The 16358-nt window shown below is 69.8% G+C and carries 15 protein-coding genes; 10 read left to right on the top strand and 5 right to left on the bottom strand.

Annotation, left to right across the window (positions count from 1 at the left end; genetic code table 11):
• The first annotated feature begins 182 nt into the window (after nucleotides 1–182).
• Complete coding sequence (locus QUY26_RS12025; protein ID WP_289945841.1) at nucleotides 183–1079, top strand: PIN domain-containing protein; 897 nt, start codon at nucleotides 183–185, stop codon at nucleotides 1077–1079.
• A gap of 516 nt (nucleotides 1080–1595) precedes the next feature.
• Here the strand turns inward: QUY26_RS12025 and QUY26_RS41155 are convergent.
• The 3 genes from QUY26_RS41155 to QUY26_RS12010 all read right to left on the bottom strand — a co-directional run bounded on the left by QUY26_RS41155 (nucleotide 1596) and on the right by QUY26_RS12010 (nucleotide 3353).
• Entirely contained in the window at nucleotides 1596–2039 is a 444-nt protein-coding gene (locus QUY26_RS41155; protein WP_436840308.1) for a hypothetical protein, read from the bottom strand.
• A gap of 130 nt (nucleotides 2040–2169) precedes the next feature.
• Entirely contained in the window at nucleotides 2170–2793 is a 624-nt protein-coding gene (locus QUY26_RS12015) for a transposase (RefSeq protein ID WP_289945837.1), read from the bottom strand.
• Between the two features lie 62 nt (nucleotides 2794–2855).
• A complete protein-coding gene (locus QUY26_RS12010; protein WP_289945836.1) occupies nucleotides 2856–3353 on the bottom strand; it encodes a hypothetical protein in 498 nt (165 codons plus the stop codon).
• Between the two features lie 46 nt (nucleotides 3354–3399).
• On the opposite strand from QUY26_RS12010, the gene QUY26_RS12005 reads away from it, so the two are divergent.
• A complete protein-coding gene (locus QUY26_RS12005) occupies nucleotides 3400–3936 on the top strand; it encodes a dihydrofolate reductase family protein (RefSeq protein ID WP_289945834.1) in 537 nt (178 codons plus the stop codon).
• A gap of 317 nt (nucleotides 3937–4253) precedes the next feature.
• Here the strand turns inward: QUY26_RS12005 and QUY26_RS12000 are convergent, their stop codons facing one another.
• Nucleotides 4254–4544: a transposase gene (locus QUY26_RS12000; RefSeq protein ID WP_289955660.1), complete on the bottom strand. Its 291-nt coding sequence runs from the start codon at nucleotides 4542–4544 to the stop codon at nucleotides 4254–4256.
• A gap of 409 nt (nucleotides 4545–4953) precedes the next feature.
• On the opposite strand from QUY26_RS12000, the gene QUY26_RS11995 reads away from it, so the two are divergent.
• Complete coding sequence (locus tag QUY26_RS11995; RefSeq protein WP_289945832.1) at nucleotides 4954–5715, top strand: DUF4344 domain-containing metallopeptidase; 762 nt, start codon at nucleotides 4954–4956, stop codon at nucleotides 5713–5715.
• A 301-nt stretch (nucleotides 5716–6016) separates the two neighbouring features.
• Here the strand turns inward: QUY26_RS11995 and QUY26_RS11990 are convergent, their stop codons facing one another.
• Entirely contained in the window at nucleotides 6017–6610 is a 594-nt protein-coding gene (locus tag QUY26_RS11990; protein ID WP_289945829.1) for a 3'-5' exonuclease, read from the bottom strand.
• Nucleotides 6611–6769: 159 nt separating this feature from the next.
• Here QUY26_RS11990 and QUY26_RS11985 point away from each other — a divergent pair, with 159 nt between their 5' ends.
• The 7 genes from QUY26_RS11985 to rho all read left to right on the top strand — a co-directional run bounded on the left by QUY26_RS11985 (nucleotide 6770) and on the right by rho (nucleotide 16229).
• Nucleotides 6770–7306, top strand: coding sequence for a response regulator (locus QUY26_RS11985; RefSeq protein ID WP_436840307.1), 537 nt, complete (start codon nucleotides 6770–6772; stop codon nucleotides 7304–7306).
• A gap of 196 nt (nucleotides 7307–7502) precedes the next feature.
• Entirely contained in the window at nucleotides 7503–8606 is a 1104-nt protein-coding gene (gene nrtL / locus QUY26_RS11980) for an ArgS-related anticodon-binding protein NrtL (RefSeq protein ID WP_289945825.1), read from the top strand.
• A gap of 22 nt (nucleotides 8607–8628) precedes the next feature.
• Complete coding sequence (gene lysA / locus QUY26_RS11975) at nucleotides 8629–10029, top strand: diaminopimelate decarboxylase (protein WP_289945824.1); 1401 nt, start codon at nucleotides 8629–8631, stop codon at nucleotides 10027–10029.
• 196 nt (nucleotides 10030–10225) lie between these two features.
• Entirely contained in the window at nucleotides 10226–11569 is a 1344-nt protein-coding gene (locus QUY26_RS11970; RefSeq protein WP_289945822.1) for a homoserine dehydrogenase, read from the top strand.
• A gap of 6 nt (nucleotides 11570–11575) precedes the next feature.
• Nucleotides 11576–12634, top strand: a complete 1059-nt coding sequence (gene thrC, locus QUY26_RS11965; RefSeq protein ID WP_289945821.1) for a threonine synthase — start codon at nucleotides 11576–11578, stop codon at nucleotides 12632–12634.
• 255 nt (nucleotides 12635–12889) lie between these two features.
• Nucleotides 12890–13807 (top strand): homoserine kinase, encoded by a 918-nt coding sequence (thrB, locus tag QUY26_RS11960; protein ID WP_289945819.1) that lies wholly within the window; start codon nucleotides 12890–12892, stop codon nucleotides 13805–13807.
• Nucleotides 13808–14195: 388 nt separating this feature from the next.
• Entirely contained in the window at nucleotides 14196–16229 is a 2034-nt protein-coding gene (gene rho, locus QUY26_RS11955; protein WP_289945817.1) for a transcription termination factor Rho, read from the top strand.
• Nucleotides 16230–16358: the final 129 nt, after the last annotated feature.

Raw genomic sequence — 16358 nt, 5'->3', positions numbered from 1 at the left:
CGACTGACGAGTGGTACCACCTTCCGGCTAGCCGGATTCGACAGTCGAGCCTGTGGTAGCGCGACAAGCTGGCCATCCGGAGGCAGGGGCATCGCGAACGTGCTTGGTGCCGACAGTGGCATCGGCCTGTGGGCCGCAGGAAACTGGGTGTGCGCAGTACGGCCAGCTGTCACAGTGTGGGAATGCTCGTAAGTCCACTACCTGGCGTTGACCGTAAGCGCCTGCACCAGGCGCTTAGCGACGTGTGTCAAGAGGCTTCGGAAGTCCATTCCGGAAGGGCGCGCGGCTACCACCGGTACCTGGCATACCTAAACTGGACGAACAGCGCGGTTGTTCATTTGGATTCATTGATCGGCGCAGCCGACCTTGAGCGTCTGGTGCTGACCAGGCGGTACCAGCAGCTACTCGCAAGCCCGGGACACTTCGGCACGGGGCCGATCTGGGAAATCGTTGAGCAGATGTTGAACTCTGAACTGCAGCAACGAATTACGGAGTTCACAGCGGCTGTTGAGGCGCTTGGCCAGGAGTTGCAGCGGTGGCAACTGCGCGGGGTTCCGGTAGTGGCTGACAGCAGCTTCTACGTCAAGCACCCCGACAGGTTGGAAGAGGCTGACTTTGCCGAACTGCTGGGCGTCCAGGATCGCTCCATTCACCTCATCGTGCCCATGGTCGTCGTGGACGAGCTGGACCAGCTCAAGGAAAGCAAGACTCCGCACGCTCGGTGGCGAGCAGGCTACACGCTCGCCGTGCTTGACCGGATCTTCCAGCAGGACACCCAACAGGCTGTACTGCGCAAGCCGGACGCGGAAGTGCAACGAACCACCGGTGTGCGACGTGGCGAAGTCACCGTTCAGCTTTTGTTCGACCCGCCAGGGCACGTACGGCTACCGATCAATGACGATGAGATCGTTAACAGAGCGCTTGCGATCCAACCGCTGTCAGGGCGCGAGGTTACGGTACTGACTTACGACACGGGTCAAGCGACACGCGCCCGTGTTGCGGGTCTGCGCGACCTCAAACTCAGCATCTCGATAGGTGATGAGCCGGAGCAACGGGCGGCCCCCAAAAAGGGCCCTTGACTCGGAAGGCTGCTGACCGCATCAGCTGCAGTACTGGTCTGTACTCGATTTGGAATAGTAATCAGGATTCGGTGAAACCCCTCCCTTCTGGCATTCCACCCCGTTCCACCGCCTTGGTAGCCACAGTATCTAGCTCGGCCGCTGCCTTCTCCGGCCCTTCTCCCTACTACTGCCTCTGCTGAGTTTCGGTATGCAACCTAGTTAGTCGGGCGCGCGGGACCTGCCGTGTCCCAGGTGAAGGTGACAAGCGAGTGCCACTTGTCACCCTTACCCAAAAGGCCTTCAACTCTGACTCGGTATGAGCGGGCCTCGGGTACTAGATATCGAGGACTGCTTGTACCGAACTCAATGAACGATCGTTCCGCTGTTCGGCCAGGTACCGCGAAAACGGCGGGCATTCCCAAATGGTCGTCTGATGCTGGGAGCAGATGCGTCCTAAGGGACGTCCACGGCAGGGGTGCCTTCGGCGTATGTTCGTCGAGGAAAGAAAGCCGCAGATCTCCGATGGCGATGGGTTTAGCGCCGGTGTTGTACACGACGACCGGGAATCGGAGGCGTGACTGGGAAGGTGTCACCGCCGCAGAAAATGTCATTGGTTCCCACGCCTGCAATCGGCCTTGTCGAGCATTGAGCCACCAGAACGAGGCGACTGTGAAGGCCAGAGCGCATGCCGCGATAACAGCGACGGCTGGGAGGGACGTCTACCCCGCGGCGATAGTCAGTGGCACCATCGCACGAGTCTGACAGGTCGGGTCGAATCTCGAAGAACCTCCGGTAATCTCTGCGCGGCTGGAGGTTCGTCGAGCAGTTGTCCTCCTGCACGGCGTCGCCATCCGCCTCCAGTGCCGAGAGAATCTTCGAGTTGGCCGCTTCTTCGTGGCCGTCGATACAGCCGTGGTAGCGGCGGTGGATCACTTCTGGCGAGTTGCCGACGCGGCGGGCCACCTCGGCAATGGGCACCCCGGCATTCAGCCAGCGCGTGATGCAGGCGTGCCGCAGGTCGTACGGGCGACCTGCCAGCGGGGAGCTGAGTGTATTGCCCTGTGAGGTTGGGGACGCGGCTGGCTGGTCGAGGAGAAACCGGGCAGGTTCATGCCGCCGGCACCGGAACAGGTTCCTGGCGCTGGAATGCCAGACGGCGGCCCACGAGCATGGTCATCGACCACAGGACCACGGCTTCGCTGGTCTCGGTGTGCCGTTCGTAGTCATGGACCAGGCGCCGGCTGCGCAGGAGCCAGGCGAAGGATCTCTCCACGACCCAGCGGTGAGGCAGGACCTCAAAGCCGCTGGCATCGTCGCTGCGGCGGACGATGTCGAGGACGACTCCGAGGTGCTGGGCGGTCCAGTCGGTGAGGTGGCCGGAGTAACTGCCGTCGGCCCGGCTGCGCGCCAGCCGCCGGAAGCACTTCCTTGCTGCGGGCAGCAGGATGCGGGCGGCGTCCCGGTCGGTCGTCGACGCCGGTGTGACGGCCACGGCCAGCAGGAGGCCGAGCGTGTCCGTGAGCAGGTGGCGCTTGCGCCCGTTGATCTTCTTCCCGGTGTCGTATCCCCGTGGAGCGAGGGTGACCGTGGCGTCAGCCTTCACCGACTGCGAGTCCACGACCCCCGCGCTCGGCTCCTGATCGCGGCCCTCCGCCCGGCGGACGGCCCTCGCGCAGCCGGTCGTGCAGCTCGGCCACCAGCCCCGCATCCCGCCGGCGGGCGAAGAAGGCATACACCCGTGGCCAGGGTGGGAAGTCGCAGGGCATCGCCCGCCTTATGCGGACTCGAGCCGGGCTAGTAGTGCGGCCGATTGCAGAGGAAGCAGCCGTCCCAGAGCGGGAGCGCGCTGAGGACGCGGTGGCGCACGCACGAGGCCATCGCGGCCTCCTCCGGTCCGGGGAAGCCGCGCGCGGCGCTGCTGTCGGCGGGCGGGGTGAAGGACTCCACCATGGTCGTGAAGCGGTGCAGGTAGTCATGGACGCGGGGCGGGTGGTAGTCCAGCTCGCTCCAGCGATGTCCGCTCGCCGCGAGTGCTGTGGCACGGAGCACGAAGTCCTTCGCGCGGGCGCGTTCCCACTCCGTCGCACCCCAGTCGAACTCCGCCAGGTCGAACCCGACGGCACCGCGCCCCATGACGTTCTGGTCCTGCAGGGTCAGCAGCGCCGCGAAGCGGAAGTCCCAGTCCTCGGACGCGAGATCGGACACGGCGAGCATCAGCACGTCGATGAACACCGCGGTGGCGCCATTGGACAGGTCCAGGTCGTGGCTGCCGCCGGAGAAGATGTTGCTCACCGACCTATGATGCGATCCCGGCCCTCCACCTGCTTGGAGAAGACGCATGACGGATGCGGGCACCGGCAAAGTGGTCGTGAACAGGGTGATGTCCCTCGATGGGTTCATCGCCGGTCCCGGCCACACGATGGACTGGATCTTCGAGCACATGACGTCGGCGACGTTCCCGGAGGTCATGGCGGCCACGGGCGCCATGCTCATCGGCCGGGGCACGTACGAGGTCGGCAAGCGCATGTCCGACGAGAACACCGACTACGACGGCGGGGCGCAGTTCGTCCTCACCCACCGCCCGCCCGACGAGCCGGACCCCAACGTCACCTTCCTCACCTGCGGCATCGAGGAGGCCGTGGCCACGGCACGCCGCGCCGCCGGCGACAAGAACCTGGAGATCCTCGGCGCCGACGTGGCCTCCCAGTGCCTGCAGCGCGGCCTCGTCGACGAGATCCTGGTGTACGTGCTGCCGGTGCTGCTCGGCGACGGCGTCCGCTTCGCGCCGCCGGGCCTCGACCGGATCGACCTGGAACCGTTCAGCAACGTCCAGTCGGGCGGGGTCACCATGCTGCGCTTCCACGTGCGCAAGTAGGCACGGTCGCAACTACTAGCCTGCTGTCATGGCCCCCATCCCGTGGGGCAAGTTCCCCACTCTCGCTGAACATCAACTGGCCCGACGGTGACTGCAGTTCATGGCGAACATCGGGCGGGCTTCCAACACGATCGACGCGTACGGGCGGGCGGTCGAGGACCACCTGCGGTTCTGTGCAGTTGAAGGCACAGATCCCATACTGGCCGGTGCGGACACGGTTGCCGCCCTAGCGGAACGGCTCAGCGACATCCCAACTCCGGCTGGCCCTACCCCCAAAGAGCTCGGCACCACCACGAGCTTCATCCCCCTCACCCAACTCACCGAAAGGTAAGGCTCCTGCCCCGATTCTCAATAACTTGCCACTTGATGCCGTTGTCGACGAGATAGCGCACGGCGTCGATCATCTGCCGGTGGCTGTAGCCCTCCGGGCGACCGCCCCGGCCTGCCAGCCAGGCCGGCACCGGCAGCAGATCCCGCGCCCGTGCCCACTCGGCATCGCTTGTGTCCGCCTCGTACCGGGGGCCGTGTTCCGGCCGGTCGGCGGCGTTCCCGAACCGATGGACGAGACAGTCACACCCAGGAGTGGACGGACTGGACCCGGCAACCACGACCACGCGGCACTTCGACAACAGGGCCTCTTGCTTCTCGCTGGACTCGACAACCGCGAGCTACCAGGAGGCCCTTCCTTCATGCCCCGACGCCAGCCAACCATGACCCCGTTCGAAGCAGACCGAGCACACGACCGGATAGAGAACGGCCAGTCGGCAGTTGGTGCAATGTGCCGAGGGCAGTTGTCGCCGCGCGTGCCAGTTGCGCGGACCTGAACCGGAGGAGCGGTGTGCGGTAGTACTCGTCCTTGCCGACGCCACCTTTGAGCTGGATCTTGGAGTGAGGCATGGCCGCCGCCTGCGTCAGGCCCGCCGCACGGTTGGAACCGGCACTGGGAGAATGTCGCGTATGGCATCTTTCTTCCGCTGTCCGTCGGCGCCGCGGCGCAGGGCCTCTAGGGTTGTCGCGTTGGTCGGCGCTGCCGTCGGCGTGATGTCGGCGTGTGCGCCCGGCACCCCCCGGGCCGCCGAACCTGCCGCGTGGGGCATCTCGTACGAGACGCCGAAGCGGGGGAGTGGTGCGGAGGCGGAGTTCCTGCGCAAGCGGCGCGTCCTGGAAGAGGTGCGCAGTTCGCTGGCCGAACAGTACCGGCTGCCCGGCGGCGTGACGATGACAGCCAAGTCCTGCAAGGACGCCGAGGCCGAGTACGACCCGGAGACGGGGCGAATCGTCGTCTGCTACGAGTTCGTCGGCGAAACACGCGACCTGCTCCGGGGCGCGGACCGGTCGGATCTCGACGAGCGGGCTGAGGGCGCGCTGCGCGAGACGGTGTACCACGAGGGCGCGCACGCGCTGATCGACAAGTGGGAACTGCCCTTCGTCGGGCGGGAGGAGGACGTGGCCGACCAGTTGGCCGCGTACCAGCTCATACGGCAGGGCGCGCACGGGCAGCGGCAGCTCGCCGCCGTGGCCGACACCTACCACCTGTACGCCGAGGACGGCGACCTGGAGGACATCGACTTCTCCGATGAGCATTCCCCGGATGCGGCCCGCGCGGCCAACTACCGGTGCTGGCTGTACGGGGCCCGCCCCAAGACCCATGAGCGCCTCGTCGACGGCACCGTCCTCACGCGGGACCGGAGCGAGGGGTGCGAGGAGGAATGGGATGCCCTCCACCGTGGTTGGGAGCACCTGTTGAAGCCGCACCGGGAGGGGAGCGGGACGCCGTGAACGGGGCGGACGGGTACGGCTGTCGGCCCGGCCCCGGCCGCCTCGGTCTCAGCCGGCGCGGCGGCGGTGGCGCCACATCCCGGTGACGGCGCCGGCCACGGCAACTCCGCCGATCCCCGCGGCGATCCACGGAACCGCGCCGTCGCCGGAAGTCTCCTGCGGTGCGGCGGACCCGTCACCTCTCCCTCCTCCAGCCACTCGTCGAGCCGTCGACTACGGCCCGATGTGGCCCACGGCGAGCCGGAACCCTCTGATCCGCCCCTTCCTGGACGCCGTCGACGAGTTCGCGCCGCAGGTCGTGTCAGAGGAAAGGCTGGGGCAATGAGGCACCGGTGGTGTGCAGATGCCTCAACGCCACCGCGAAGGAATGGCAGTCGAAAAGGGCCGAGTGCTCCCTGCCCGCGCTCGGCTCGGGCAGGCCGAAGACCTGCCACAGGCGGCCCACGTTCGAGTTCGCCGTCTCCGGGGCGACGGTGTTCAGCCAGGGACGGACATTGAGGAAACCAGCGCTCAGGAAGGAGCTCTTGATGTGCTCGCCGCGGGCTCGGGCCCAGGCGACGTTCTCGCCGAGGACGACCATGTCGTTGCCGTAGGAGAGCACGGACTGGTCCTGGCAGAAGGACAGGAAGTCACCGAGAGCCTCGGCCGGTGGGAGGCCCTCGCGGTCCACCGACTCCTGGGTGATGCCGGTGAGTTCGGTGAAGTACGGGGACAGCTGCGGGTTCATCACCGGGTGGACCAGGGTCTCGTACTCCTCCACCACGGAGAAGTCGTGGCGCAGACGCAGGGCGCCGATCTGGACGATCTCGCGGTACTGGCCCGGTGCCGACCAGTCCTGCGCGAGTGCTTCCGGCCATGTCGTGAATTCCAGGTCGAGTACAACGAAGGTCGACATGACGGGCTCTCCCTGTGCGGGGTCTCTCGCGGTGCGTGGGGCGTTGCGGAGCGTACCCGCCCCGGTCGGGGCCGGCGGATTCCCGTGGGGTGCGTGGGGCGGCGCCAGCGGGCGTCCGCGTGTTCGGCAACACGGTGTCGTGCTCGGTGGCCGGGGTGCGTGCGTCGGCGCTGGTCCGGACCTCGGCGGGTCGTTGCGGCTCCCCCGCAAGTGGCAGAAGTCGGCAAAACCCGGACGCGATGGTGGCCGTCGACCTACTCTCAAGTTGTGCCAGGCGCGTCCGGCCGTGTGCTTGTTGTGGACGACAACAAGGTCATCCGGCAACTGATCAGGGTCAATCTCGAGCTGGAGGGCTTCGAGGTCGTGACCGCGGCTGATGGTGCCGAATGTCTGGATGTCGTCCATCAGGTGCGGCCCGACGTGGTGACGCTGGATGTGGTGATGCCGCGGCTCGACGGACTTAGGACTGCCGCGCGGCTGCGGTCCGATCCCCGGACGCGAGGGCTTCCGCTCGTCGTCGTCAGTGCGTGTACTCAGTACGAGGTCGAGGCGGGGCTCGAGGTCGGAGTCGACGCGTTCCTGGCGAAGCCGTTCGAGCCTGCTGAGCTCCTCGGCATCGTGCGGCAGCTGGCCGACCGGGGCCGGGGCCCCTGCGACTGGACCCCGGACCCCTCCGCGGTCCCGGGCTGCCCCTAGGTCCCACCGGAGCCTCGGCGAGGACCCATCGCCCCTGACGGCCCAGCTGCCCACAGCGGAGGGGCGACTGGCAGGGACCCCACCCCCACCGGACCGGAAGCCGGACGCCAGGCCCCGCCCCCCGGGCCCCCCGACCCAGGCGCCCCCGCCAGAAACCCCTGCGCACCCCACCCCCCACCTCCCATACCCTTGTCCCGTGACCCCGGCACAGCTCTCCCGCACCGTCCTGCGCGCCATGCGCCGCGCAGTGGACGCCGGAGAGCTCACCGCCACCGTCCCGCAGGACGCCCACGTGGAGCGTCCACGGCCGGGCGGCACGGGGGACTACGCGACGAACCTGGCACTGCGGATCGCAGGCGAGGCGGGCGCGCCCCCGCGCCGGGTCGCCGAGGTCATCTCCGCCCACCTCACCGCCGAGCCCGGCATCGCCCGCGCCGACGTCACCGGCCCGGGCTTCGTCAGCATCACCCTGGCCCCCCACAGCACCCCCGCCGTCGTAGCGGACATCCGCGAGCGAGGAGAGCGCTACGGCCACGTGGCCCCGGGCACCGGCGCCCTGGTCCAGCTGCACACCCCGCACGAGCTGCGCGCACTCGTCGTGGCCGACGCCGCACGAAGGATTCTGCGCTCGCAGGGCGTCGACGTACGCGTGACGAGCGACGAACAGCCGGACGAGCGGTGGGTGGAGCTCGCAGGGGTGCGCGTGGACGCGTACGGAAGTCCCTCCATGCCCTCGACATCCCCGAGGCCGTCGGCAGCCCCGACATCCCCGGCACTCTCCACGCCCCCGACCACCCTCCGCCCCGTCCCCCCACCCCCCGGCGCCCCGGACCCCCTCGCCCTGGGCCCCGACGCGGCCCGCTGGGCCCTGCTGCACCCCGCCCCGCACGACCGCCCCCACACCGGCCCCGAGCACCTCGTACAGCACGAGTCGAACCCCTTGTTCCGGATCCGGTACGCCTACGCGAGGACCCGCGCGCTCACGCGCAACGCGGCCGACCTAGGCTTCACGGCGGCCCCGGGGGAGACCGACGCGTCGGCGCACGACCTCCTCGGGGCCCTGGGCGACCACCCCACCGTCCTGGCGACCGCAGCCCGCCGCCACGCCCCGGACCGCCTGACCCGGCACCTCGTCCGGACCGCCGACGCCTTCCTCGCGCAGGCCCACACCGTGCTGCCGCTCGGCGACGAGAAACCCTCGGCCGCCCACCGCTCCCGGCTCGCGCTCGCCGAGGCCACCGGGACGGTGCTCGCAGGCGGCCTGTCCCTGCTCGGCATCAGCGCGCCCGAATACCTGTGAGACGAGAAGAGCCAGAAGAGCCATGAGCCGTTCCGCACACCCCGCAGGCCCGCGCCACGGAGACGTCCTTCCCGAGGGGCGCTCGGCAGCGAACACAGCTCCGCCCACCGACCTGAACGCCCTGGACCCCAAGGTCTGGTCCCGCACGGTCACCCGCGCCGAAGACGGCACGGTCACCGTCGGCGGCGTCGAAGTGAAGCGGCTGGCCGAGGAGTTCGGCACGCCCGCGTACTTCCTCGACGAGGCCGACTTCCGCGCCCGCTGCCAGGCCTGGCGCGAAGCCTTCGGACCGGACGCCGACGTGTTCTACGCGGGCAAGGCGTTCCTGTCCCGGGCCGTCGTGCGCTGGCTGCACGAGGAGGGCCTGAACCTGGACGTGTGCTCGGGCGGTGAGCTGACGACGGCGCTCGACGCCGGCATGCCCGCCGAGCGGATCGCGTTCCACGGCAACAACAAGACGCCCGAGGAGATCGAGCGTGCCGTCGCCGCGGGCGTCGGCCGCATCGTCCTCGACTCGTTCCAGGAGATCGTGCGGGTCGCGCACATCGCGGACCGGCTCGGCAAGCGCCAGCGGGTGCAGATCCGGGTGACGGTCGGCGTCGAGGCGCACACGCACGAGTTCATCGCGACCGCGCACGAGGACCAGAAGTTCGGCCTGGCGCTCGCCGGGGGACAGGCCGCGGAGGCCGTGCGGCGCGCGCTGAAGCTGGACGGCCTGGAGGTCATCGGCATCCACAGCCACATCGGTTCGCAGATCTTCGACACGGCGGGCTTCGAGGTGGCGGCCCGCCGCGTGGTGTCGCTGCTCGCCGAGATCCGCGACGAGCACGGCGTGGAGCTGCCCGAGATCGACCTCGGCGGCGGCCTCGGCATCGCGTACACCTCGGACGACGACCCGCGCGAGCCGCACGAGATCGCCACGGCGCTGCGCGAGATCGTGACGCGCGAGTGCGCGGCGGCGCAGCTGCGCACGCCCCGCCTCTCCGTCGAGCCGGGCCGCGCCATCGTCGGCCCGACGGCGTTCACGCTGTACGAGGTCGGCACCATCAAGCCGCTGGACGGGCTGCGGACGTACGTCTCCGTCGACGGCGGGATGTCGGACAACATCCGTACGGCGCTCTACGACGCCGAGTACAGCGTCGCGCTCGTGTCGCGGTCGTCCGAGGCCGAGCCGATGCTGGTGCGCGTCGTCGGCAAGCACTGCGAGAGCGGCGACATCGTCGTGCGCGACGCGTTCCTGCCGTCCGACCTCGCGCCCGGCGACCTGATCGCCGTGCCCGCGACCGGCGCGTACTGCCGCTCGATGGCGAGCAACTACAACCACGCGCTGCGCCCGCCGGTCGTGGCGGTGCGCGAGGGCGCGGGCCGTGTCATCGTGCGCCGGGAGACGGAGGAGGACCTGCTCCGTCTCGACGTGGGGTGAGACCACCCCGTTCGACGTGGGGTGAGACCACCTCGCTCGACGCGGGGTGAGGCCACCCCGCTCGACGTGGGTGACACCACCCCGAAATGCTCCCGGTTCGTGAAATACGTGTCTCACGATCCGGACTATGGTCAGAAACACCGTACCGGTGGGTGAGACTGGTCCCACCGCAGTTGGAGTAAGGAAACGAGGTCGGATGATGCGTACGCGTCCGCTGAAGGTGGCGCTGCTGGGCTGTGGGGTTGTCGGCTCAGAGGTGGCGCGCATCATGACGACGCACGCCGACGACCTCACAGCGAGGATCGGCGCCCCGGTCGAGCTGGCCGGGGTGGCCGTCCGCCGCCCCTCCAAGGTGCGCGCGGGCATCGACCCGGCGCTGGTGACGACGGACGCGACGGCGCTGGTGAAACGCGGTGACATCGACGTGGTCGTCGAGGTCATCGGCGGCATCGAGCCCGCCCGCACCCTCATCACCACCGCGTTCGAGCACGGCGCCTCCGTGGTCTCCGCGAACAAGGCGCTCATCGCCCAGGACGGCGCCGCCCTGCACGCGGCGGCCGAGCAGCACGGCCGCGACCTGTACTACGAGGCGGCGGTCGCCGGTGCGATCCCGCTGATCAGGCCGTTGCGCGAGTCGCTCGCGGGGGACAAGGTCAACCGCGTGCTCGGCATCGTGAACGGCACCACGAACTTCATCCTCGACAAGATGGACTCGACGGGCGCCGGGTACCAGGAGGCCCTCGACGAGGCCACCGCCCTCGGGTACGCCGAGGCCGACCCGACCGCCGACGTCGAGGGCTTCGACGCCGCAGCCAAGGCCGCGATCCTCGCCGGTATCGCCTTCCACACGCGGGTGCGGCTCGACGACGTCTACCGCGAGGGCATGGCCGAGGTCACCGCCGCCGACTTCGCCTCCGCCAAGCGCATGGGCTGCACCATCAAGCTCCTCGCCATCTGCGAGCGGGCCGCCGACGGGGGCTCCGTCACCGCGCGCGTGCACCCCGCGATGATTCCGCTCAGCCACCCGCTCGCGAGCGTCCGCGAGGCCTACAACGCGGTCTTCGTGGAGGCCGAGGCCGCCGGTCAGCTGATGTTCTACGGCCCCGGCGCGGGCGGCGCGCCCACCGCGTCCGCCGTACTCGGCGACCTGGTGGCGGTCTGCCGCAACAAGCTCGGCGAGGCCACCGGGCCCGGCGACTCCGCGTACACGCAACTGCCCGTGAGCTCCATGGGCGAGGTCGTCACGCGGTACCACATCAGCCTCGACGTGGCCGACAAGCCGGGCGTGCTCGCCCAGGTGGCGACGGTCTTCGCCGAGCACGGCGTGTCCATCGACACCGTCCGTCAGACGGGCAAAGGAAACAGCAGCGTCGCCGAGGGCGTCTCGGCCGAGGGCGTCTCGGCCGAGGGCGGCGAGGCGTCCCTCGTCGTCGTCACCCACCGCGCGCCCGACGCCGCCCTCAGCGGTACCGTCGAGGCGCTGCGCCGACTCGACACCGTGCGCGGTGTCGCCAGCATCATGCGGGTTGAAGGGGAGTAAGCAGCAATGACCCACCAGTGGCGCGGAATCATCGAGGAGTACCGGGACCGCCTCCCGGTCTCCGCCACCACGCCGGTCGTGACGCTCCGCGAGGGCGGTACGCCGCTCGTGCCCGCGGCTGTGCTCTCCGAGCGCACGGGCTGCGAGGTCCACCTCAAGGTCGAGGGCGCCAACCCGACGGGGTCCTTCAAGGACCGCGGCATGACCATGGCGATCACCAAGGCCAAGGAGGAGGGCGCCAAGGCCGTCATCTGCGCCTCCACCGGCAACACCTCCGCCTCGGCCGCCGCCTACGCGGTGCGCGCGGGCATGGTCTGCGCCGTCCTGGTGCCGCAGGGCAAGATCGCGCTCGGCAAGATGGGCCAGGCGCTCGTCTACGGCTCGAAGATCCTCCAGGTCGACGGCAACTTCGACGACTGCCTGAACCTCGCGCGCGGGCTCTCCGAGAACTACCCGGTGGCGCTGGTCAATTCGGTCAACCCGTTCCGCATCGAGGGGCAGAAGACGGCGTCCTTCGAGATCGTCGACGCCCTCGGCGACGCGCCCGACATCCACGTCCTGCCGGTCGGCAACGCGGGCAACATCACCGCCTACTGGAAGGGCTACAAGGAGTACGCCGCCGACGCGGTGTCGACGCGCACTCCGCGCATGTGGGGCTTCCAGGCCTCCGGCTCCGCGCCCATCGTGCGCGGCGAGGTCGTCAAGGACCCCTCGACGATCGCCACCGCGATCCGCATCGGCAACCCGGCCTCGTGGCAGCACGCGCTCGCCGCGCGGGACGAGTCGGGCGGCTTCATCGACGAGGTGACGGACCGTGAGATCCTGCGCGCCTACAAGCTGTTGGCGTCCCAGGAGGGTGTCTTCGTCGAGCCCGCGTCCGCGGCGTCCGTCGCCGGTCTGCTGAAGGCCGCCGAGCAGGGCAAGGTGGACGAGGGGCAGCGCATCGTGTGCACGGTGACGGGGAACGGCCTCAAGGACCCGGACTGGGCCGTCGCGGGTGCTCCGCAGCCGGTCACGGTCCCGGTCGACGCGGCCGCCGCGGCGGAGCGCCTCGGTCTGGCGTAACGCCCAAACCTCTCAACTCCCCACAGGGGGTGCACAGGGGGCTCGCGACACGCATCGTGCGCCTCCTGTGCGCCCTATGTCGCCACAGAACCTTCCTTCGATAGGCTGTAGGCAACCCACCCCGCATATGCCGCCGCATATGCCGTGGTGCCGTCCGCAGAGACGGCTTCCGGGCGCTGCCGTCCCATGCCGGACGAGTGCTGGTCCAGGCGGCAAGTCCTCCACACATCAGAGCTCAAGGAGAGTCAACGAGCGATGGCCGGTCCCGCCTTCCGCGCCGCCGCCGTCAGGGTGCGCGTGCCTGCCACCAGCGCGAACCTCGGCCCGGGCTTCGACGCCCTGGGCCTGTCGCTGGGGCTCTACGACGACGTGGTGGTCCGCGTCGCCGACTCCGGCCTGGGCATCGACATCGCGGGCGAGGGCAGCGAGACCCTGCCCCGCGACGAGTCGCACCTGCTCGTGCGGTCCCTGCGGACCGCCTTCGACCTGCTCGGCGGGCAGCCGCGCGGCCTGGAGATCGTCTGCGCCAACCGCATCCCGCACGGCCGCGGCCTCGGCTCCTCCTCCGCCGCCATCTGCGCCGGAATCGTCGCCGCCCGCGCGGTGACCATAGGCGGCGACAGCAAGCTCGACGACACCGCGCTCCTGGAGCTGGCCACCGAGATCGAGGGCCACCCCGACAACGTCGCGGCCTGCCTGCTCGGCGGCTTCACGCTGTCCTGGATGGACGGCTCCGCGGCCCGCGCGATCAGGATGGAACCCGCTGATTCCATCGTTCCGGTGGTTTTCGTCCCCGGAAAGCCCGTGCTCACCGAAACCGCCCGCGGACTGCTGCCGCGCTCCGTCCCGCACGTGGACGCGGCCGCCAACGCGGGCCGGGCCGCCCTGCTCGTCGAGGCCCTGACCAGGCGCCCCGAGCTGCTGCTGCCCGCCACCGAGGACCGCCTGCACCAGGAGTACCGCGCCCCGGCCATGCCCGAGAGCGCCGCCCTGGTGGAGCGCCTGCGCGCCGACGGCGTGCCCGCGGTGATCTCCGGCGCGGGACCCACGGTCCTCGCGCTGGCCGAGGACAGTGCGGCCGACAAGGTCGCACGACTGGCGGGAGAGGGCTGGGCGGCGAACCGCCTGGCGCTCGACGCCACCGGAGCGAGCGTGCTGCCGCTTGCGCCCTGACACGGGGACGGCGGCAAACCCGCGGAGTCCGGATTTGGAGAGGGGGAATGTTTGTTGGATCCGGTAGTGTTAACCTCAAGTCTGCACCCGACCCCACCATGGCGAGGTGCTTTGTGTCCCCGTCCGGGACATCCATCCTTCCGGGAGCCTCCCAAACTGCTCTGTGCCCCGCACTGAGCGGTGCCGAGCACGCTCCGGAACCGGCGTGACCGAGCCGAGTGACCACCGCACCTCAGTGGCCCGGCAGCGGGAATCGCCACATCTGTGAACTCTTCCGCCGCGTTGGCGGACAACCGCCCCGGCACGGTCCACACACCAAGGACCGCCGGACAGCACAACCGGTCGCCGAGCCAGACAGGCCGACGTCCGCTCCAGGGAAGGACCCTTCGTGAGCGACACCACCGATCTGATGGGCGTGACTGCCGACACGCCCGCCACGGACGCCTCCGCGGCGCCTGCCACCGGTGCTTCGGCCGGGTCCCGGCGGCGCCGCGGCACCGGCCTCGAGGGCATGGTGCTGGCCGAACTGCAGCAGGTCGCATCGGGCCTGGGCATCAAGGGCACCGCCCGGATGCGCAAGAGCCAGCTGATCGACGTCATCAAGGAAGCGCAGGCCGCGGGCGGAGCTCCGGCGAAGAGCGCCCCCGCCACGGCGTCCGCCGGCGACACCGAGACCAAGCCGAAGCGCCGCGCCACCTCGCGGGCGCGCACCGGCGAGGCCGCCGAGAAGGCCGCCGCGACCAAGGCCGCCAAGTCCGATGAGGCCGCCGCGGCCCCGGCCGAGCAGCCGAAGGCCGCCCAGCAGCAGATCGACATCCCCGGCCAGCCGGCGAGCGAGGACAAGTCGACGGGCGGGCGCGGCCGTCGTCGCGTCACCGCCGAGGCCGGCAGCCCCGAGACCGTGACCGCCGAGGCCAAGGCCCAGGGCGAGCCGAAGGCCGAGGCCGGCGCCGTCAAGACGGAGACCGAGAAGGCCGACCGGGGCGACCGGGGCGACTCCGGCGAGGGCGAGGGCCGTCAGGGCCGCCGCGACCGCCAGGGCCGCGGCCGGGACCGCGACCGTCGCGGCAACAAGGGCGACGACCAGCAGGGCGGCGGCAACCGCAAGGAGCAGGGCGGCCGCCAGGACCGGCAGGACCGCCAGCAGCGCGACAACGGCCCGCAGGACGACTTCGACGACGAGGGCGGCGGCCGCCGCGGCCGCCGTGGCCGCTACCGCGACCGCCGTGGCCGTCGCGGCCGCGAGGACTTCGCGGGCGAGCCGCAGGTGTCCGAGGACGACGTCCTGATCCCGGTCGCGGGCATCCTGGACATCCTCGACAACTACGCCTTCATCCGGACGTCGGGCTACCTCCCCGGCCCGAACGACGTCTACGTCTCGCTGGCCCAGGTCCGCAAGAACGGCCTGCGCAAGGGCGACCACGTCACCGGTGCGGTGCGCCAGCCCAAGGACGGCGAGCGCCGCGAGAAGTTCAACGCGCTCGTGCGTCTGGACTCCGTGAACGGCATGGCGCCCGAATCCGGGCGCGGGCGGCCGGAGTTCAACAAGCTGACGCCCCTTTACCCGCAGGACCGGCTCCGTCTGGAGACCGACCCGGGCGTCCTGACGACCCGCATCATCGACCTCGTCTCGCCCGTCGGCAAGGGCCAGCGCGGTCTGATCGTGGCCCCGCCGAAGACCGGCAAGACCATGATCATGCAGGCCATCGCCAACGCGATCACGCACAACAACCCCGAGTGCCACCTGATGGTCGTCCTCGTCGACGAGCGTCCGGAAGAGGTCACGGACATGCAGCGGTCGGTGAAGGGCGAGGTCATCTCCTCGACCTTCGACCGCCCGGCCGAGGACCACACCACGGTCGCCGAGCTGGCCATCGAGCGCGCCAAGCGCCTGGTGGAGCTGGGCCACGACGTGGTCGTACTGCTCGACTCGATCACGCGTCTCGGCCGTGCGTACAACCTCGCCGCCCCGGCCTCCGGCCGCATCCTGTCCGGTGGTGTCGACTCCACCGCGCTGTACCCGCCCAAGCGGTTCTTCGGCGCCGCGCGCAACATCGAGGACGGCGGCTCGCTGACCATCCTCGCGACCGCGCTCGTGGACACCGGCTCCCGCATGGACGAGGTGATCTTCGAGGAGTTCAAGGGCACCGGCAACATGGAGCTCAAGCTCGACCGGAAGCTCTCGGACAAGCGCATCTTCCCGGCGGTGGACGTGGACGCGTCCAGCACCCGCAAGGAAGAGATCCTGCTCGGCAGCGACGAGCTCGCCATCGTCTGGAAGCTGCGCCGGGTGCTGCACGCGCTCGACCAGCAGCAGGCCATCGAGCTCCTCCTGGACAAGATGAAGCAGACGAAGTCGAACGCCGAGTTCCTGCTCCAGATCCAGAAGACGACGCCGGCGCCGGGCAACGGCAACGACTGATCCGGCGCGGCCGCCTCGGGCGGCCCGACCGGCAAGGGGCCGGTCCTGTCAGGCGACAGGACCGGCCCCTTCCGTATGTCGTGGTGTCATGGAGAGACCGGTCGGTCCTGATGAGGACCGGTCCGGCCG

It is taken from the genome of Streptomyces flavofungini, from assembly GCF_030388665.1.
GTDB lineage: Bacteria > Actinomycetota > Actinomycetes > Streptomycetales > Streptomycetaceae > Streptomyces > Streptomyces flavofungini_A.
This window is presented reverse-complemented; position numbering and strand designations above follow the sequence as displayed.